Source organism: Tessaracoccus pujii (genome assembly GCF_055326215.1).
On record NZ_JBUZNP010000001.1, the window covers coordinates 308996 to 327704 of the forward strand.

At 69.3% G+C, this 18709-nt stretch carries 16 protein-coding genes; 14 read left to right on the top strand and 2 right to left on the bottom strand.

Annotated elements, in window-relative coordinates:
• Positions 1-116: 116 nt before the first annotated feature.
• The 10 genes from ACZK5N_RS01340 (at position 117) to ACZK5N_RS01385 (ending at position 11508) form a co-directional block, all read left to right on the top strand.
• A complete protein-coding gene (locus ACZK5N_RS01340) occupies positions 117-1418 on the top strand; it encodes an ABC transporter substrate-binding protein (RefSeq protein ID WP_463624574.1) in 1302 nt (433 codons plus the stop codon).
• A 72-nt stretch (positions 1419-1490) separates the two neighbouring features.
• A complete protein-coding gene (locus ACZK5N_RS01345) occupies positions 1491-2423 on the top strand; it encodes a carbohydrate ABC transporter permease (protein ID WP_463624575.1) in 933 nt (310 codons plus the stop codon).
• Positions 2423-3331 carry a carbohydrate ABC transporter permease gene (locus tag ACZK5N_RS01350; RefSeq protein WP_463624576.1) on the top strand — a complete coding sequence of 303 codons (909 nt, stop codon included), beginning with the start codon at positions 2423-2425 and terminating at the stop codon, positions 3329-3331. Before ACZK5N_RS01345 ends, ACZK5N_RS01350 begins: the two co-directional genes overlap by 1 nt.
• Positions 3328-4743: a GH1 family beta-glucosidase gene (locus tag ACZK5N_RS01355; RefSeq protein ID WP_463624577.1), complete on the top strand. Its 1416-nt coding sequence runs from the start codon at positions 3328-3330 to the stop codon at positions 4741-4743. Before ACZK5N_RS01350 ends, ACZK5N_RS01355 begins: the two co-directional genes overlap by 4 nt.
• 8 nt (positions 4744-4751) lie before the next feature.
• Positions 4752-5756: a LacI family DNA-binding transcriptional regulator gene (locus tag ACZK5N_RS01360; protein ID WP_463624578.1), complete on the top strand. Its 1005-nt coding sequence runs from the start codon at positions 4752-4754 to the stop codon at positions 5754-5756.
• A 97-nt stretch (positions 5757-5853) separates the two neighbouring features.
• Positions 5854-6807, top strand: a complete 954-nt coding sequence (locus ACZK5N_RS01365; RefSeq protein ID WP_459018080.1) for a DMT family transporter — start codon at positions 5854-5856, stop codon at positions 6805-6807.
• A complete protein-coding gene (locus ACZK5N_RS01370; RefSeq protein WP_459018082.1) occupies positions 6804-8090 on the top strand; it encodes an ABC transporter substrate-binding protein in 1287 nt (428 codons plus the stop codon). The genes ACZK5N_RS01365 and ACZK5N_RS01370 overlap by 4 nt, the downstream gene beginning before the upstream one ends.
• Positions 8087-9010, top strand: coding sequence for a carbohydrate ABC transporter permease (locus tag ACZK5N_RS01375; RefSeq protein WP_459018084.1), 924 nt, complete (start codon positions 8087-8089; stop codon positions 9008-9010). The genes ACZK5N_RS01370 and ACZK5N_RS01375 overlap by 4 nt, the downstream gene beginning before the upstream one ends.
• Positions 9011-9013: 3 nt before the next feature.
• Positions 9014-9871: a carbohydrate ABC transporter permease gene (locus tag ACZK5N_RS01380; protein WP_459018086.1), complete on the top strand. Its 858-nt coding sequence runs from the start codon at positions 9014-9016 to the stop codon at positions 9869-9871.
• On the top strand, positions 9871-11508 hold the full coding sequence (locus ACZK5N_RS01385; RefSeq protein ID WP_459018088.1) for an MGH1-like glycoside hydrolase domain-containing protein: 1638 nt from the start codon (positions 9871-9873) through the stop codon (positions 11506-11508). The genes ACZK5N_RS01380 and ACZK5N_RS01385 overlap by 1 nt, the downstream gene beginning before the upstream one ends.
• Positions 11509-11751: 243 nt before the next feature.
• Here the strand turns inward: ACZK5N_RS01385 and ACZK5N_RS01390 are convergent, their stop codons facing one another.
• On the bottom strand, positions 11752-12465 hold the full coding sequence (locus tag ACZK5N_RS01390) for an NUDIX hydrolase (protein WP_459018090.1): 714 nt from the start codon (positions 12463-12465) through the stop codon (positions 11752-11754).
• Positions 12466-12528: 63 nt separating this feature from the next.
• On the opposite strand from ACZK5N_RS01390, the gene nadA reads away from it, so the two are divergent.
• From nadA to ACZK5N_RS01410, 4 genes are all read left to right on the top strand, one after another.
• Entirely contained in the window at positions 12529-13563 is a 1035-nt protein-coding gene (gene nadA / locus ACZK5N_RS01395; protein ID WP_459018092.1) for a quinolinate synthase NadA, read from the top strand.
• On the top strand, positions 13560-15239 hold the full coding sequence (gene nadB, locus ACZK5N_RS01400; protein ID WP_459018094.1) for an L-aspartate oxidase: 1680 nt from the start codon (positions 13560-13562) through the stop codon (positions 15237-15239). Before nadA ends, nadB begins: the two co-directional genes overlap by 4 nt.
• Entirely contained in the window at positions 15236-16153 is a 918-nt protein-coding gene (nadC, locus tag ACZK5N_RS01405; protein ID WP_459018096.1) for a carboxylating nicotinate-nucleotide diphosphorylase, read from the top strand. The genes nadB and nadC overlap by 4 nt, the downstream gene beginning before the upstream one ends.
• A 136-nt stretch (positions 16154-16289) precedes the next feature.
• Positions 16290-17126: a type IV toxin-antitoxin system AbiEi family antitoxin domain-containing protein gene (locus ACZK5N_RS01410; RefSeq protein WP_459018098.1), complete on the top strand. Its 837-nt coding sequence runs from the start codon at positions 16290-16292 to the stop codon at positions 17124-17126.
• A 76-nt stretch (positions 17127-17202) separates the two neighbouring features.
• On the opposite strand, the gene ACZK5N_RS01415 is transcribed toward ACZK5N_RS01410, so the two are convergent.
• Complete coding sequence (locus ACZK5N_RS01415) at positions 17203-18687, bottom strand: amino acid permease (protein ID WP_459018100.1); 1485 nt, start codon at positions 18685-18687, stop codon at positions 17203-17205.
• Between the last annotated feature and the right edge of the window lie 22 nt (positions 18688-18709).

An 18709-nucleotide genomic window follows, 5' to 3' on the forward strand; every position in this document is an offset into this window, starting at 1 on the left:
CTCTCTCCGCGCGCCCGGTTAGTCTTTCCGTATCCCTGAGAGCGCTCTCTAAATATTCAGCACCGAAGCTGAGAGCGCTCTCGCAGGAGAAGCACAGTTCTTACAAAGGAGTCACCGTGCGTGCTGCCATCCGTAATCTCGCCGCCGTCGCTTGCGTCGGCGCCCTACTCACCGCCTGCTCGTCGGGCACCCCGGACGCCACCACGTCCCCCGACGCGTCGGCAAACCCCGACGAGAAGGTCACTCTCACCGTCGCCACCTTCAACGAGTTCGGCTACGAGGACCTCTTCACCGAGTACATGGCCGACAATCCCAACGTCACCATCGAGGCCCGCAAGGCCGCGACCTCCAACGAGGCCCGCGACAACATGAACACCCGCCTCGCCGCAGGCTCCGGCCTGGCCGACATCGAGGCCATCGAGATCGACTGGCTCACCGAGCTCATGCAGTACCCGGACAAGTTCGTCGACCTGGCCGACCCCGAACTCGACGGACGCTGGCTGGACTGGAAGACCGCTGCCGTCACCACCGACGACGGCAAGGTCATCGGCTACGGCACCGACATCGGCCCCGAGGCCATCTGCTACCGCGCCGATCTCATGGAGAAGGCCGGCTTCCCCACCGACCGCGAGGAAGTGGCCGCGCTGCTCGAGGGCGACTGGGACAACTACTTCAGCGTCGGCAAGGACTACGTGGCCAAGTCCGGCGGCGTCGCCTGGTTCGATTCCGCCTCCGCGACGTTCCAGGGCATGGTCAACCAGGTTGAGAATCCCTTCGAGAACTCCGACGGCACACCGATCCCGCTGAGTGAGAACTCCGAGATCAAGGCGATCTACGACCAGATCGCCACCGCCTCGGTCGACGACAACCTCTCTGCCGGGCTCGCCCAGTGGAGCGAGGACTGGACCAATGCGTTCCAGACCGACAAGTTCGCCACGATGCTGTGCCCCGGCTGGATGCTGGGCGTCATCGAGGGCAACGCCGAGGGCGTCGAGGGCTGGGACATCGCCAACGTGTTCCCCGGCGGCGGCGGCAACTGGGGCGGCTCGTACCTGACCGTCCCGGAGCAGGGCGCCAACCATGATGCGGCCAAGAAGCTGGCCGCATGGCTGACCGCCCCTGAGCAGCAGATCAAGGCCTTCACCGCCAAGGGCACCTTCCCGTCGCAGGTCGAGGCCCTCACGGATCCGGCCCTGCTCGATCAGACCAACGCGTTCTTCAACGACGCCCCCACCGGCCAGATCCTGGCCGACCGCGCCACCGCGATCGAGGTCGCGCCCTTCAAGGGCCCGAACTACTTCGCGCTCGCCCAGCTCGTCACCGACGCGCTGAACCGCCTCGACGTCGAAGGCACCGACGACGCCGAAGGCTCCTGGGAGAAGGCCCTGACGGCGTACGACGCCCTCGGCCTCAGCTGAGTCACCGCGGGGTCGGGGGTCGTTCCCCGGCCCCCGACCCCGCCCCGTCCCCGCTGCCCCGAAGGAACCCCCATGAAACAGCTCACCTGGAGCCAACGCATGAGCCGGCTCGACGTCAAGGCGTCGCCGTACCTCTACATCAGCCCCTTCTTCATCCTCTTCTTCATCGTCGGCCTGTTCCCGCTGGTGTACACCGCCTGGGTGTCGATCCACGATTGGCACCTCATCGGTGGCCAGGGCGACCTGGTGGGCCTCAAGAACTACACCGACGTGCTGCAGCAGCCCAACTTCTTCAAGGCGCTACGCAACACCTTCTCGATCTTCCTGCTCTCCTCGGTGCCGCAGGTCATGGCCGCGATCGTCATCGCCTACCTGCTCGACACCAACCTCCGCGCCAAGACCTTCTGGCGGATGGGCGTGCTGCTGCCCTACGTGGTGGCGCCCGTGGCCGTCTCCATGATCTTCGCCAAGATCTTCGCCGACCAGTCGGGCCTGGTGAACGCGGTGCTCGCGAACCTGGGCGCCGCCGGCATCGGCTGGCACGCCGACCCGCTCGCGGCCCACGTCGCCATCGCCACCATGGTGAACTTCCGATGGACCGGCTACAACGCGCTGATCTTCCTCGCCGCGATGCAGGCCATCCCTCGCGAGGTCTACGAGGCGGCCATCGTCGACGGCGCCGCCCGCTGGCGAACCTTCTTCTCCATCACCATCCCGATGCTCCGGCCCACCATCATCTTCGTCGTCATCACCTCCACCATCGGCGGCCTGCAGATCTTCGACGAGCCCCGCATGTTCGACACCCTGGGCCAGGGCGGAGCGGACCGGCAGTGGATGACGCTGACGATGTACATCTACGAGCTGGGCTGGGGCGCTCAGAAGAGCTTCGGCCGCGCCGCGGCAGTGTCCTGGATCCTGTTCCTCATCATCATCCTGGTGGGCGTCGTCAACTACCTGATCACGCGGTCCATCTCGTCGTCGTCGAGCGGAAAGGCGGGCCGTTGATGTCCACCCAGATGTCCTCCCCCATGGCCACCCAGCTCGCGGGCAAGGGCGCCGGGCGCGCCGTCAAGCGCAAGCTGCACGGCGTGGACAAGCGGCCGGGGTGGGTCACCTACGCCGCGCTCGCCGCCGTCGTCCTCATCTCGATCTACCCGATCTACTTCACCATCCTGCTGGCGTCGTCGAACGCCGGCGAGATCGCCCGCAACCCCATCCCGTCGCTCATCCCTGCCGGGGAGTTGCTGTCCAACATCGGCCGCGTCATCGCGTCGGACATCCAGTTCTGGACGGCGTTGCGCAACTCGATCATCGTCTCGACGATCACCGCCGTCTCTGTGGTGTTCTTCTCCACGCTGGCCGGCTACTCGTTCGCCAAGCTGCGGTTCCGCGGCAGCAGCGGGCTGCTGGTCTTCGTCATCGCGACGATGGCCGTGCCCACGCAGCTCAGCATCGTCCCGCTGTTCATCCTGATGTCCGAGCTGGACTGGGTCGGCAAGCTGCAGGCGGTCATCGTGCCGGGCATGGTGACGGCGTTCGGCGTGTTCTGGATGACGCAGTACCTGCGCGAGGCACTCCCGTTCGAGCTGATCGAGGCGGCCCGCGTCGACGGCGCCTCCATGATCCGCACGTTCTGGTCCATCGCCCTGCCGGCCGCGCGTCCGGCTGCGGCCATGCTGGGGCTGTTCACCTTCGTCGGCGCCTGGACCAACTTCTTCTGGCCGTTCATCATCCTGGGCTCTGCCAACCCCACCCTCCCGGTGGCATTGCAGCTGCTCCAGGCGTCCTACTTCAAGGACTACTCGCTCATCATGGCCGGCGTCGTCGTCGCCACGCTACCGCTGGTGATCCTGTTCGCCGTCGCCGGCCGCCAACTGGTTGCTGGAATCATGCAAGGAGCTGTCAAGGGATGACCACACGCTACGAGTTCCCCGAGGGATTCCTCTGGGGAAGCGCCACGGCGTCCTACCAGATCGAGGGAGCCGCCCACGAGGACGGCCGCACCGACTCCATCTGGGACGTGTTCTGCCGCGAGCCCGGCGCCATCGTCGGCGGGGACGACGGGTCGGTGGCGTGCGACCACTACCACCGCATGCCCCAGGACGTCGCCCTCATGGGGGACCTCGGCCTCCAGGCCTACCGGTTCTCCACGGCGTGGCCGCGAGTACGCCCTGACGACAAGGACTTCAACCCCAAGGGGCTGGACTTCTACTCGCGCCTGGTCGACGAGCTGTTGGGCACGGGCATCACCCCGTGGGTCACGCTCTACCACTGGGACCTCCCGGCCGCCCTGCAGGACAAGGGCGGCTGGACCAACCGCGACACCGCCTACCGGTTCGTCGAGTACGCCGAGGCGATGCACGGGGCCTTGGGCGACAGGGTCAATATCTGGACCACACTGAACGAGCCGTGGTGCTCGTCGTTCCTCTCCTACGCCGGCGGCGAGCACGCCCCCGGGCACGCGTCCCGGCGCGAGGGACTGCATGCCGCGCACCACCTGCTGCTGGCGCACGGCATGGCGACGGCTCGGCTGCGCGAGCTGGCCCCGTCGGCCACGCTGGGGATCACGACCAACCACACGGTCGCGGACCCGGTGGACCCGTCGTCGGAGACGGACGTGGACGCCGCCCGGCGGATCGACGGCGTCTTCAACCGCTTCTTCCTGGACCCGATCTTCCGGGGCTCGTACCCGGCGGACGTGCTGGACGACCTGGCGGGTCTGGGCCTCGAGGACGCCATCCGGCCCGGCGACCTGGAGATCATCTCGACCCCCATCGACGTGCTGGGTGTGAACTACTACCACGGCGAGGCCGTCACCGGCACGCCGTCGTCGGACTACGCGCCTGTTGAGCTGCCCGACGGTCGCGCGCGGGGTAACCCGAACATCGGCTCGGAGTGGGTGCGGTCCGTGCCGCGCGGCCTGCCGGTCACGGACCAGGACTGGGAGATCCAGCCCGAGGGGCTGACCCGGCTGCTGGTGCGCCTCCACGAGGAGTACACCGGCCCGGCCGGAGTCGCGATGTACGTGACGGAGAACGGCGCCGCGATGGCGGACGTGCCGGACGCCGAGGGCTTCGTCGACGACCAGGATCGGGTGTCGTTCGTGCGGGACCACCTCGTCGCGGTCCACGACGCCGTCTCGCAGGGTGTCGATGTGCGCGGCTACTTCGTGTGGTCGTTGCTGGACAACTTCGAGTGGGCATGGGGATACGACAAGAGATTCGGTATCGTCCGCGTGGACTACGAAACGCAGCGCCGCACCCCGAAGGCGTCGGCTCTGTTCTTCCGCGACGCCGCGCGGAACAATGCGGTTGAGGAAGGCTGACCAGGACCATGATTCGACCCACGCTCGAGGACGTCGCGCGCTTCGCGGGCGTGTCTCGGGCCACCGTCTCGCGGGTGGTCCGGCGGGACCCCAACGTCGCGTCCGTGACCGCCGCGAAGGTGGATGCCGCCGTCGCCGAGTTGGGCTACGTGCCCAACGCATCGGCCCGTTCACTCGCGACGGGGCGCTCCAACACGCTGGCCATGGTGGTCCCGGAGCCGGACAGCCGGGTGTTCTCGGACCCGTTCTTCGGGCTGGCCGTGGCCGGTATCAACGCCGGCCTGGCGGGCACGGACATGCAGCTGGTGATGGTGTTCGCGTCGCGGCCGGACCGCTCCGGGGCAGTCGTCGACTTCCTGCTCGAGGGCCGGGTGGCGGGGGCGATCATCGTGTCGCACCATCGCTCCGACGGGCTGGTCGCGGCAGCGGCGTCGCTGCCCATACCGACGGTGTTCCTGGGCGCACCACTGCTGCGTGATCCCGCTCAACGGGCCTACTTCGTCGACACCGACAACCTGGCCGGAGCCCGGCTGGCCGCCGAGCGGATGCTGGCGACGGGGGTGCGGCGGCCGGCGACGGTCGCGGGTCCGCTGGACATGGCGGCGGCGCTGGACCGCCTCTCGGGGTGGCGCCAGGCGCTGGAGGCTGCGGGCCTTGAGGTCGCCGTCGCGCACGGGGACTACACGCGGGAGTCAGGGGCCCGGGCCGCGGGCGAGCTTCTCGACGCGGACCCGACCATCGACGGGATCTTCGCCGCGTCCGACCTCATGGCGCAGGGCGTCATGGATACGCTTCGCGGCCGTGGGATCCGGATCGGGGACGAGGTGAAGGTGATCGGGTTCGACGACTTCGAATCCGCCGCGCACACCAACCCGCCGCTCACCACGATCGCCAACCCCGCCGTCGAGTTGGGGCGCCAGGCCACGCTGATGGTCCTGAGCCTGGTGGAGGGGCACGACACACCCACGCCCGTGACCCTGCCCGTCGAGTTGCGGGTCCGCGACTCCGGCTGACGCGCTCGTCGCCGATCCACCAGCCACAGGTTCGTTTGCATCGAGCCCTTTGACAATCTACACTTCCAATGTAACCGGTTACATTCGAGGAGGAAGTGTGCGGCGGTCCACCACAGCCACCCTGGCCCTCCTCGTCGTGACCGCGATCTGGGGCTCGACCTTCTTCATCATCAAGGACGCCGTCAGCAGGATCGACCCCATCGACTTCCTCGCCGTTCGGTTCGCCGTCGGCGCCGCGATCCCCGCCGCCATCTTCTGGCGACGGCTCCGGCGCCTCACCGCGACCCAGTGGCAGATCGGTCTCGCCCTCGGTGGTCTCTACGGCCTGGCCCAGATCGTCCAGACCGTCGGCCTCCAGACGACGGCGGCCTCGGTCTCCGGGTTCATCACCGGCACCTACGTGGTCCTGACCCCGATCATCATGTGGATCGCCTTCAAGGCCCGGCTCAACGTCCGCACCTGGGTGGCCGTCGGCCTCGCCCTCGCGGGCCTGGCCGTCCTCAGCCTCACCGGCCTCGGCAACGGCGGTGTCGGCGAGGCGCTCACCCTGGTGGGCGCCACCCTCTACGCCGTCCACATCGTCCTTCTTGACCGGTGGTCGCGCTCCATGGACGCCACGAGCCTGGCCATCGTCCAGCTCATCGGCGTGGCACTCACCACCGGATTCCTCGGCCTCCCCGGCGGCTACCACGTGCCCGCGGACGCGAAAGTCTGGGGCGCCATCGCCTACACCGCGATCATGGCCGGCGTCGTCACGATGCTCCTGCAGACCTGGGCGCAGCGCCACATCACCCCGACCCGCGTGGTCCTCCTCATGACGTTCGAACCCGTCTTCGCCTCGGCCTTCGCCGTAGGGCTCGGAGGCGAGACCGTCACCATCCGGCTGTTCGCCGGCGGCGCGCTGATCCTTCTGGCCACCCTCATCGGTATCCGCGGCGGCCAGGCCGACCCCGCCGACGACACCCCCCTGATCCCGGCGCCTCCCGGCGCCGACACCCCTCCCCCACCCAACCCCGTCATCAACGGAGATAGACAAGGAGATCACCCATGACCACCCTGACCCGCCGCCGCCTCGGCGCCCTGGCCGGACTCGCCGCCATCGGCATCGGCCTCACCGCCTGCTCAGGCAACACCTCGACCCCGGCCGAGGGCAACGCAAAGGTTGTCTGGTCCACCTGGGGCTCGCCTGAGGAGCTCAAGATGTTCGACGACGTCCAGGCGGCCTTCAAGGAGGCCAACCCCGACGTCGAACTGGTGTTCCAGCCCACCCCGTCGTACTCCGACTACCACTCCAAGCTGCTGACCCAGCTGTCGTCGGGCACGGCGCCGGACGTGTTCTACGTGGGCGACGATCGCATCGCCTCGATCATCCGCAACGACGTGCTCCTCCCCGTCGAGGGCGCCTCAGTCAAGGAGAGCGACTTCGCCGAGAACGTCCTGGACGTGGCCCGCTGGGAGGGTGAGCTCTACGCCCTGCCCAACGACGTCAACCCCGACGCTCTCTGGTACGACAAGGAGGCCCTCGCGGCCGCCGGCATCACCGAGGACCCGGCCGAGCTCGCCGCCAACGACGAGTGGACCACCGAGAAGTTCTTCGAGATGACCGGCAAGCTCGCCGCCGCCGACCTCACCGGCGCCGTCTACTGGAACTACTGGGCCACGCACAACTCGATCATGACCGCCGGCGGAGGCGAGGTGTACGACGACGAGGGAACCTACGTGGCCAACACCGACGCCAACAGCGTCCGAGCGCTCGACGAGTACGCGACCCGCTTCGCCACCGGCGAGCTGAAGCTGGCCGACCTCCTCCCCGAGGGCTCCGGCGAGGACACCCTGCTCGTCACCCACAAGCTCGGCTTCCTGGCCCAGGGCCGCTACACCATCGGAACCATCCGGAGCGCGGGCGTCGACGAGGCCCTCTACGACATCATCCGTTGGCCCACCCCCGACGGCAAGGCCGCGCCCACCGGCGTCGCCGCGTCCTACCTCGCCGTCAACGCGAAGGCCCAGGACCCGGAGGCCGCGCTGAAGTTCCTCTCCGCGTTCCTCGACGCCGAGGGTCAGCAGCTTCGCCTCGAGGGCACCGGAAACGCCGTGCCGTCGATCAAGGGCGCCGACGACATCGTCCTGGCCGACGGCTACCCCGCCCACGCCCAGACCATGCTGGACATGCGCGACATCGGCTACTCCAACTTCGCCACCGAGGCCGCCGTGCCGGACCTGTCCAACCAGATCGCGGTGGAGTTCATGCAGCCGCTCTACGAGGGCAAGTCGGACGCGCAGACCACGCTCGACGCCGTCGCCAAGCTGGTCGAGGAGAAGACCGCGTCATGACCGCAGCCCCGCTCGTGGCCGGGGGGCGACCCCCGGCCCGGCGCGGCTGGCGGGAGAAGGACAAGTACTGGGGCATGTTCTTCGTGGCGCCCCAGGCGATGGGCATGCTCCTGTTCACCCTGCTCCCGTTCGCCGCCGCCTTCCTGCTGGCGTTCACCGACTGGAACGGCTTCGGGATGCCCGAGTTCATCGGCTTCGAGAACTTCGCCGACCAGCTCAGCAGCCCCCTGCTCGGCCGCGCCATCCTCAACACCATGGTGATCGCCGTCATCACGGTGCCGATCGGGCTCTTCCTCGCCATCCTCGCCGCCGTGGTGCTCAACAAGATCAGGGGCCGGGCGGTCTACCTGGTGCTGTTCTTCGCCCCCGTCGTCACCAGCTCGGTGGCCATCGCGCTGATCTGGCAGCAGCTCCTGCGGGCCGACGGAGTGCTCTCCGGCTCCCTGACCCGGCTTTTCGGCATCGCCCCCATCGACTGGCTCGGTGACCCGGTGCTCGCGCTGCTCGCCGTCTGCCTGGTGACCATCTGGGCATCACTCGGCCTCAACGTGGTCATCTTCATGGCCGGCCTGCAGTCCGTCCCCCCGTCGGTGATGGAGGCCGCCGCGATCGACGGCGCCGGCCCTGTGGCGCGGTTCTTCACCATCATCCTGCCGCTGCTGTCGCCCATCGTCTTCTACCAGTCGGTGGTGGCGTTCATCAGCTCACTGCAGACCTTCGACCTGGTGTTCGTGCTGGTCAACAACGCCGGGCCGGACAACGGAACCCGCACGATCGTCTACCACATCTACGACCTCGGCTTCGCGAAGTCGCAGTTCGGCCTCTCCAGCGCCGCCTCCATCGTCCTGCTCGCCCTGACGCTGGTCATCACGGCCATCCAGTTCGGCGCGCAGAAGAAGTTCGTCCACTACGAGAGCTGAGCCATGACCGTCCTCACCGACACCCGACCCCGGGCGCGCCGCGACCTCGGCTGGCTCAAGCACCCGCTCGTGTTCGCCGCCGCCCTCCTCATGGTGGCGCCGTTCCTCTGGATGCTGCTGACCTCGTTCAAGGGGCTGCCGCAGCTGCTCGCCAACCCGTTGTCCGTCCTGCCCGACCCCTGGGTGTTCACGAACTGGGCCGACGCCTGGGCCGCGCTCCCCTTCGGCCGCGCCTACGTCAACTCGATCTACATCACGGTGCTCGTGGTCTTCGGCACGTTGCTGACCACGTCAATGGCGGCGTACGGCTTTTCCCGGATCCCGTTCAAGGGCTCGAAGGCCCTGTTCTGGGTGTTCCTCGCCATGCAGATGGTCCCGAAGCAGGTCACCCTGGTGCCGTTCTACTTCCTCATGGCGCAGATCGGCTGGGTGGACTCGCACCTGTCTCTGATCATCCCCGCGATCATGGTCAACCCCTTCGGCGTGTTCCTGGCGAGGCAGTTCATCTCCTCGGTCCCGATCGAACTGGAGGAGGCCGCGATGATCGACGGCGCCTCCCGCTGGCGGATCTACTGGACCATCATCCTGCCCGCCATCCGGCCGGGTCTGGGCGCGCTCGGCATCATCGTCGCGCTCGACGCATGGAACAACTTCCTCCTGCCGCTGGTGCTGCTCAACTCCACAGACCTGTTCACCGTGCCGCTGTTGCTCAGCCAGTTCCAGGGCCAGTTCGGTGGGATGAACTACGGCATCGTCATGGCCGCGACCGCCCTGTCGACGGTGCCGATGCTCATCGCGTTCGTGATCGGGCAACGGCAGATCATCGAGTCGCTGGCCACCTCGGGGCTCGGCGGGCGCTGATGACCGACCTCGGCCGCGACCTCGCCCACCGCCTCGACCTGCTCGACGTCCCCTACACGGCGCGGTTCTCCCGGCTGTTCGTGCGGCGGGGGGACGACGGCCTGACGGTGTACGAGGCGGCGTACGAGCGGCCGCTCGACGAGAGCGTCGTGGTCTCGGGGCTGCGGGTCCTCGACGACGCCGGCCGCGAGGTGGAGATCGTGCGCGCGAGCCCGGCGGGCATCGAGTTCGACGGCGGCGCCAGACTGGTCGTCGACGGCGGCGAGGTCCTGATCGGCGGCCTGCCGGAGCTGTGGTCGGTATCCGTTCCGCTGGTTGAGAAGAGTGGAGCGACGGAGCCGATCCACGCGTCTCGACACCTGGGAAACCCAAGAACCCGTACCTCCCCCGACCAGGACCTCCTCGCCCCCCACGACACCGCCCTCGCCGAGTGGCTCGCCCGCTGCCCCGCCGTCGATCCCGCCTACCGCGACCTCACGCGCTTCTGCTGGTGGGTCCTCGGTGTCAACACGCTCCGCCTCGACGCCCCCGACGGCCTCAGCCGCGCCGTCGTGCCGTCGAAGCTCGGCTACGTCGGGCTCTGGCAGTGGGACGCGTACTTCATCGCGATCGGGCTCCGCCACGGCGACCCCGACCTCGCAGTCGAGCAGCTCCGCATCGCGCTTGCACACCAGGGCGACGACGGCCAGCTCCCCGACGTCGTGCACGAGCAGGGCGTCCTCGCGTCCAGCGACGACCTCCCGCCCGCGGACCTGGAGAACCTCCGCGCCATGGCGTCGCCGTCGCTCGCCCACTCCCGCGTCCCGCTCACCAAACCGCCGCTGACCGCGCTGGCCGTGGCGAAGCTGGCCGAGGTCCTCAGCGATGGCGTCGTCGACCAGTTCCTCCCAGCGATGCTGCGGGCGCAGGAGTGGTGGTACACCCACTCCTCCCGCGGAGGCCGGCCGGTCTACCTGCACCCCTACTCGTCCGGTCTCGACGACTCCCCGATCTTCGACGACGACGCCATCGTCGCCTCGCCGGACCTGGCCGCGTACCTAGTCCTGTCCGACCGGCTCCTGGCGGGCTGGCTCGCCGAGCGCGGCCGCCACGACGAGGCCGCCGCTTGCCGTGCCCGGGCCTCTGCCACCGTCGACAGGCTCGCCCACACCTGGGACGAGGCTCGCGGCTTCTTTCCCGCCCTCGGCGAGGACGGCCAGCCGATCGCGGCCGAGACCATCGTCTCCCTCATGCCCCTTCTGGCCGACGGCCTGCCGGGCCACCTCGTCGGCGGCATCCTCGCCGCCCTCGCCGACCCCGGCCGCTTCGCCACGCCCCGTGCGCTGCCGACGGTGGCCGCGTCGGACCCCGACTATTCCGCCGAACGGATGTGGAGGGGACCCGTGTGGGTGAACACGAACTGGTTGGTCGCCGAGGGCCTCCGCCGCCAGGCCGCCGTCGACTCCACACGAGCCGACCGTCTTCTGGCTACCGCCGACCGCCTCGACCGCGACACGCTGGCCCTCGTCGACGAGCACGGCCCGAACGAGTACTTCAACCCGGTGACCGGCGAGAAGCCGCCACGCGCGACGACGGTCTTCGGCTGGTCGGCCGGGCTGGCCGTCGACCTCGCCGTCCGCCTGTCTCGACCCCGCTGAACCCGCCCGCGCCCTTCGCCAAGCTGCCCGACACGGGCCCTTCCCCGCTCCCTGCAGAGCCCTGCCCCGTTGCGTGAGACGCACGCAAGCCGGGAGCGGCACAGCGCGTCGAAGCCGACGTGACAAGCCGCCCAACCCGGCGACAGGTCCCAGCACCGTGCGCCAGATGCTTCGACACGGCCGGCGGCGCTCCGCGCCCGCGACCGGCTCACTCAGTGGGGGCGACGCCTCGCTCCAGGAGTGCTACTCGGGGCGGAGGACGGCAAAGGGGTCGGTGACCACCAGCACCTGGTCGCGGAACCGGAACACGCGGGCCGGGCGGCCGCCCTTTGTGCCCGGGGCCGACATCTCCCCGGTCGGCACCAGCTGGCCGCGCCTCGTCAGCACCCGCTCCAGGTTCGTCGGCGCGACATCGTGGCCCAACGCCGCGACATACACCTCCCGCAGCTCAGCGATCGTGAACTCCGCCGGCATCAGCGCGAACCCGATGTTGGTGTAGCTCAGCTTCGCCCGCAGCCGGGTCACTGCCTGCGCGACGACGGTGGCGTGGTCGAACGCCAACTCCGGCAGTTCGTCGACGGCGAACCACGCCGCCCGCTCCGGCAGGTGCGGCTCCAGCACCGTCGGAACGAGCCCGAGGTAGCTGGTGCCGATGGTGCGCTGCGCGGGGTCGCGGCCAGGGTCGGAGCGCGTGCCCAGCTGCTCCAGGTGTGTCAGCCCGGATGCGTCCACCTTCGCCGCCAGGTGCCTGAGCACCGCCGCCTCCAGCGTCTCCTCAGGTTCGACGGGGCCGCTCGGCAGCGCGTACCGGCCCGCGTACGGCTCGTGGTCCCGCCTGGCCAGCAGCACGGAGAGCCGAGGGCCGTCGTCGACCACGCGGACCTGCAGGACCGCCCCGATGGCCTCGTGCCGATAGAGGGCGACGCCCACGGAATCACGCGGAGGATGGGGAGCCATGGATCGCATGCTACAGTTCCCCTGGTTTTCGTCTGCGAGTCGAAAACCGGAAAGGAGCAGGAGATGACCCTCCTACTGGAGCCCTCCGTCGGCACCGAGGCCTGGGAACGCTGGACCGCCGACGAGGTAGCCGCGTGGCAGGCGCGGGTGCACGCGCTCGCCGCCGCCCGCAACGCCGTCATCCTCGCCCACAACTACCAGGCGCCGATCATCCAGGACGTCGCGCACCACGTTGGCGACTCGCTGGCCCTCTCCCGGATCGCCGCGACCTCCGACGCCGAGACCATCGTCTTCGCCGGCGTCCATTTCATGGCCGAGACCGCCAAGCTCCTCTCCCCCGCCAAGCGCGTCCTCATCCCGGACCAGGCGGCCGGCTGCTCGCTCGCCGACACCATCAACGCCGACCAGCTGCGCGCGTGGAAGGCCGAACACCCCGGCGCCGTCGTCGTCAGCTACGTCAACACCACCGCCGAGGTCAAGGCCGAGACCGACGTCTGCTGCACCAGCTCCAACGCCGTCGAGGTGGTCCGCTCCATCCCGGAGGATCGCGAGATCCTGTTCCTCCCGGACCAGTTCCTGGGCGCCCATGTGCGCCGCGCCACCGGCCGGACGAACATCCACGTCTGGCTCGGCGAATGCCACGTGCACGCCGACATCTCGCCGACGGACCTCATCGACGCCGTGCGCGACAACCCCGCCGCGGACCTGTACGTGCACCCCGAGTGCGGCTGCACCACCAGCGCGCTGTGGCTGGCCGAGTCCGGTGAGCTGCCCGCCTCCCGCACCCACGTGCTTTCGACGGGCGGCATGCTGGACCACGCGCGCCGGGAGACGTCGCGGCAGGTACTGGTGGCCACTGAGATCGGCATGCTGCACCAGCTGCGCAAGGCCAATCCCCTGACAGACTTCCAGCCGGTCAACCCCAAGGCCTCCTGCCCGTTCATGAAGATGACGACCCCGGAGAAGCTGGAGGCCTGCCTCGGCGACCCCGCCCTGACCAGGGGTTACGAGGTCGATGTGCCGGCGGATGTGGCCGCCCGGGCGCGCCGGGCCGTCGAGCGGATGGTGGCGATCGGCAATCCCGGATCGGGGGAATGATGCCCGCCCGGGCACTCCCGGCGAAGCCTCGCGCGTGGACGGGGCGGACCGACGTCGTGGTGGTCGGCACCGGCGCGGCGGGCCTGTCCGCGCTGCTCCACCTGGCCGCGGCCGGCGTCGACTGTGTGGCGGTCACCCGCGGCGAGGTCACGGACTCGGCCACCGCCTGGGCGCAGGGCGGGCTCGCGGCGGTGTGGGACGACGGCGACACGCTCGCGGCGCACGTCGCCGACACGCTGACCGCCGGGGCGGGACTGTGCGACGAAGGGGTCGTGTCGGACCTGGTGGCGAGTGCTCCGGGGGCCATCCGGCGGCTGATCGGGCTGGGGGCGCAGTTCGACCGCGACCCAGCGGGTGGGCTGGACCTGCACCTGGAGGGCGGACACTCCGCGCGCCGGATCATCCACGCCGACGGCGACGCCACCGGGGCGGAGATCGAGCGGGCGCTGTGGGCTTCCTTGTCCGGCGCCTTGGCTGGGTCACGGACGCGGGTGATGGCTCAGACGCGGCTGATCGATGTCCTGATCGACGGCACCGGGCGCGCCTGCGGGGTGCGGCTGCTGGACGCCGACGGCCAGGTTGGCGAGCTGCTCGCGGGCGCCGTCGTGCTGGCCACCGGCGGCATGGGCCAGCTGTGGCCGGTCACGAGCAACCCGCTGGGCGCGACGGGCGATGGGGTCGCGGCGGCGCTGCGGGCCGGCGCCGAGGTCCGCGACCTCGAGTTCATGCAGTTCCACCCCACCGTGCTGGCCGACGACGCCGCGGGCGAGCGGGGCGTGCTGGTGTCGGAGGCGGTGCGCGGCGAGGGGGCGTGGCTCGTCGACGATGCCGGCCGCCGGATCATGGCCGGGGTGCACTGGTTGCTCGAGCTGGCGCCGCGCGACGTCGTGTCCGCAGCCATCATGGCGGAGCTCTCCCGGAGCGGGGCGCCCCATGTGTGGCTCGACGCGACGTTCTTCGGGCGCGAGCGCTGGGAGCACCACTTCCCCGGTATCCTCGCGCTCTGCCGGGGCCGGGGCGTCGACCCGGTGACCGAGCGCATTCCGGTGCACCCCGCCGCGCACTACGCGTGCGGGGGTGTCGCGGCCGACCTGCACGGCCGGACGTCGGTGCCGGGGCTGTACGCCGTCGGGGAGGTCGCGGCGACGGGGGTGCACGGGGCGAACCGGCTGGCGTCGAACTCGCTGACTGAGGCGCTCGTCGCGGGCGACCGAGTGGGCACGCTGCTCACCGACGGCGACCGCGCCCGGCAGAGCGGCTCCGCTTGTCACCCGGCAGTCAAGGCCGGTCACCAGTCGGCGGGCGGCGCCGTTGACGACGGGGCCGTTGTCGTCGACCCGTCTTTCCTGCCCGAGCTGCGGGCCTGGATGCAGCGGGAGGCATTCGTGTCGCGGACGGGCTCCGGGCTGGCCAGGCTCGGGGCCGCGCTGGCTGCAGCGCCGAGAGGTACCGGCCCGGTGGACGACGCCTCGCTGACCGCGACCAACCTCCACGCCGTCGCCACCGTCATCGCCGCGGCCGCGGCGGAGCGGACGGAGTCGCGGGGTGCGCACCGCCGCTCCGACTTCGCCGCCACCTCGCGCACCTGGGAGCGGCGAATCACCGTCCGCCCCACGGAGGGCGGGCTAGAGCTGACCTCCGTACCCCTGGCCATCGCCGAAAGGACCGCAGCATGACCGCCGTGTCGACCGACATCGACCTTGCCCCCCCGGACCGCGACGTGGCGGACGCCTGGACCGCCGTCGACCCCGCCGAGGTGCGGCGGATCATTGACGTCGCGGTGGACGAGGAACTAAGGCTCGGCCCGGACGTCACGACGGAGGCGACGGTGCCGGCTGGGGCCGTCGGGGTCGCGGAGGTGGTGGCGCGCGAGGCCGGCGTCCTGGCTGGCATGGCTGTGGCGGTCGAGGTGCTGCGGGTGGTGGCGTCGCGGCTGGGGGTCGAGGCTTCCGCCGAGGTGGTGCTGGCTGACGGCTCCAGGGTCGCGATGGGGGACGTCGTGCTGCGGATCAGCGGGCCGGTGCGCTGCCTGCTGACCGCCGAGCGGACCCTGCTGAACTTCCTCGGGCAGCTGTCCGGGGTGGCGACGGCGACGGCCGAGTGGGTGTTCGAGGTGTCCGGCACGGAGGCCCGGATCCGCGACACCCGCAAGACTGTGCCGGGGATGCGGGCCCTGCAGAAGTACGCCGTCGTGTGCGGCGGCGGGGTGAACCACCGGATGGCGCTCGGGGACGCGGCGCTGATCAAGGACAACCACGTGGCCGCAGCCGGGTCCGTCGCGGGGGCGTTCCTTGCGGTGCGTGCGCACGCACCGGGTGTCGCGGTGGAGGTGGAGTGCGACACGGTGGCGCAGGTGCACGAGGCGGTCGCGGCGGGTGCCGAGCTGGTGCTGCTGGACAACATGACCCTGGCCGAGACCCGCGAGGCGGTCGCGGTCTGCCGCGCGGCGGGGGTCCGGACGGAGGCGAGTGGGGGGTTGACACTCTCGCGGGCCGCTGAGGTCGCGGCGACGGGCGTGGACTTCATCGCCGTCGGCGCGTTGACCCACTCCGCGAGGGTGCTCGACCTGGGCCTGGACCTCACCGCCTGACCAACGACCGGGTCCCGCGGCCACCTGTCTGCAACTTGCTATCCAGAGCGCGGTTTCTGTGGATATACGCAGAAACCGCGCTCTGGATAGCAAGTTGCAGGGCGAGCGCATCCACAGGTTGCCTGGAAGGTGGGAGATGCTCCGCCAGGCTGCCGAGAGTGGCGGCATGGACCTCCAAGGCATCTATTCCACCGCTCAACTTCGGGCCGCCGGCGTCAGCCGGCACCACGCAGCACTCCTTGTCAAGAGCGGAACCTTGCGCCGAATCCGGCCAGGCTGGTACGCCACGGACGGCGCCGACGAACAGGTCGAGCGCGCCCTCAAGGCTGGCGCCAGGCTGGGCTGCCTCAGCGGATGTCGACACCATGGGCTCTGGGTGCCCAACAAGTCAGCGATTCACGTGGTCTACGGGCTCGGCACTGACCCGGTCGAGCGCAAGGGGTTGATCGCCCATCCCTATAGGTTCAGGTATCCGCAGGAAGCCGTCTGGCCGCTGGCGGACTGCTTGCGACAGGTGGCGGTCCGGCACCCGGTCGAGGACGCGATGATTGTGGCCGAATCCGCCCTGAACCTCGGCCTGGCACCTCTGGAGGAGGTCCGCTGGGCACTCGGAGGGCTGCCGAAGAAGTACGCCGACTACCGCGACCGCATCGCACCTGCCCAGTCCGGGAGCGAAACGAGAGTCAGGCTCTTCTTCGTGCGGAGGCGCGTCCCCGTCCGGGCTCAGGCCGAGATCGACGGCGTCGGGTTCGTCGACCTCCTGGTGGGAGACTCGCTCATCGTCGAGTGCGACAGCCAGGCGCACCACGGCGAGACCAACTACGAGAACGACCGTCGGCGAGACCTTGCCGCGAGAGGACTCGGCTACACGACGCTGAGGCTCAGCTACCAACAGATCTGGAAGCACTGGCCGGCCACCCAACAGAGCCTGATACGGGAACTCCGCACACGCCGCCACATCAGGCCGAAGTGATCTGCAACTTCCTACGCAGAGAGCGGCATCTGTGCATATGCGCAGATGCCGCTCTCTACGTAGATTCCTGCAGGGGTCAGGCCGCGACACCCACCTCCGCGCGCACCATCTGCTCGGCCGACGGCTCGAGCTCGGCGCTCGCCGCCTCCGGATCCGTCACCTTCAAGCGACGGATGTAGCGCTCGTACCAGAGCACCGCCAGGCCGAGGAACACCACGACACCGCCCACGTTGTAGGTCAGCGTCAGCCACAGCTCCTGGCCCAACGGGACCGTACCCGCGACGAACACGAACGCGAACACCACCAGGAGGAACGTCGCGACACCCAGGCCGAGCGACCGCGACCCCATCCGGAAGTCACGCGCCACGCCGTCGTACCGGCGACGCAGCATCCAGTAGGCCAGCAGGATGAGCAACGGAGGCAGCAGCGCCGTGGCGGCCGTCATGTTGATGACGATGCCGAGCAGGTCGTTGACGTTGCCCGAGCCGAGGGCCGGGATGACGAGGATCGGCACCACGATGGCGAACTGCAGCCAGGCGGCGCGCCACGGGATGCCCTCGGAGTTCAACTCGACGAGCTTGCCGCCGAAGATGCCGCGAGGGATCTCGGAGAAGAAGATCTTCACGGGGGTGGAGGTCCACATCAGTAGGGACCCGAGGGTCGCGGCGAGCAGGATCACGCCGACCACGCGGTTGACCAACACGGCTGAGAGGCCGAAGTGCTCACCGAGGGCGCCCATCACCACGAACAGACCGTTGGAGTAGTCGAGCGTGCCCACCGGCACGAACACGTTCATCAGCAGCGACGCGGTGGCGTACAGCAGGCCGATGACGATGCCGGCGATGACGATGGTGCGCACGAACGCCTTGACGCCGCCTCGGAGGTCGTTGAGGAACACTGCCGAGGACTCGGCGCCGCCAACGCCCTGGATGATCCAGGCCAACGTGCCCATGAAGCCCCAGGCCAGCGCGAATGTGGAGAGGTCCGGGGTCATGGCACCCGTGGTGATGGGCGAGGCCGGCTCGACACCGCCGAACAGTGACGCGAGCGAGAGCACGATGAACGTGGCCGTCAGCACCAGCACGAGCGTGGCACCGATCGAGGTGATCGAGCCGATCCACTTGGCACCCTTCGTCGACACCCACGTGGCCACGGCGAAGATGAGGATCGACAACACCGTGATCCACAGCTGGGAGAGCTGCTTCTCCTCGCCGTAGATCAGGTACGACGCGAACACGAGGATCAGCGGCAGCAGCGAGGCGAAGTAGAACAGGTTGACGAACCAGTAGCTGAAGGCCGTCAGGAACGCCCAACGGCCGCCCATCGACGTCTTGACCCACTGGTAGACACCGGACTCGGAGTTCTTGTTCAGCGCCACGAATTCTGCGATGACAAGGGTGAACGGGATGAAGTAGAGGAGCGTGGCGAAGAAGAACGCCGGCGCGGAGGCCAGCCCGATCGCCACGTTGTTGTTGATGACGTTGCGGATGTTGAACACCGCCGCCACTGTCATGGTGAGCAGCGCGAACATGCCGATCCGCGCGCGATTGGTTCCAGTCATGGTGACTTTCTGTGTTGGGGGT

What these genes read in the sequence shown, in the direction of transcription:
- ACZK5N_RS01345 (WP_463624575.1), top strand. Translation starts at nt 1,491, where the DNA reads ATGAAACAGCTCACCTGGAGCCAACGCATGAGCCGGCTCGACGTCAAG.
- ACZK5N_RS01350 (WP_463624576.1), top strand. Translation starts at nt 2,423, where the DNA reads ATGTCCACCCAGATGTCCTCCCCCATGGCCACCCAGCTCGCGGGCAAG.
- ACZK5N_RS01355 (WP_463624577.1), top strand. Translation starts at nt 3,328, where the DNA reads ATGACCACACGCTACGAGTTCCCCGAGGGATTCCTCTGGGGAAGCGCC.
- ACZK5N_RS01360 (WP_463624578.1), top strand. Translation starts at nt 4,752, where the DNA reads ATGATTCGACCCACGCTCGAGGACGTCGCGCGCTTCGCGGGCGTGTCT.
- ACZK5N_RS01370 (WP_459018082.1), top strand. Translation starts at nt 6,804, where the DNA reads ATGACCACCCTGACCCGCCGCCGCCTCGGCGCCCTGGCCGGACTCGCC.
- ACZK5N_RS01375 (WP_459018084.1), top strand. Translation starts at nt 8,087, where the DNA reads ATGACCGCAGCCCCGCTCGTGGCCGGGGGGCGACCCCCGGCCCGGCGC.
- ACZK5N_RS01380 (WP_459018086.1), top strand. Translation starts at nt 9,014, where the DNA reads ATGACCGTCCTCACCGACACCCGACCCCGGGCGCGCCGCGACCTCGGC.
- ACZK5N_RS01385 (WP_459018088.1), top strand. Translation starts at nt 9,871, where the DNA reads ATGACCGACCTCGGCCGCGACCTCGCCCACCGCCTCGACCTGCTCGAC.
- ACZK5N_RS01390 (WP_459018090.1), bottom strand. Translation starts at nt 12,465, where the DNA reads ATGGCTCCCCATCCTCCGCGTGATTCCGTGGGCGTCGCCCTCTATCGG.
- nadA (WP_459018092.1), top strand. Translation starts at nt 12,529, where the DNA reads ATGACCCTCCTACTGGAGCCCTCCGTCGGCACCGAGGCCTGGGAACGC.
- nadB (WP_459018094.1), top strand. Translation starts at nt 13,560, where the DNA reads ATGATGCCCGCCCGGGCACTCCCGGCGAAGCCTCGCGCGTGGACGGGG.
- nadC (WP_459018096.1), top strand. Translation starts at nt 15,236, where the DNA reads ATGACCGCCGTGTCGACCGACATCGACCTTGCCCCCCCGGACCGCGAC.
- ACZK5N_RS01410 (WP_459018098.1), top strand. Translation starts at nt 16,290, where the DNA reads ATGCTCCGCCAGGCTGCCGAGAGTGGCGGCATGGACCTCCAAGGCATC.
- ACZK5N_RS01415 (WP_459018100.1), bottom strand. Translation starts at nt 18,687, where the DNA reads ATGACTGGAACCAATCGCGCGCGGATCGGCATGTTCGCGCTGCTCACC.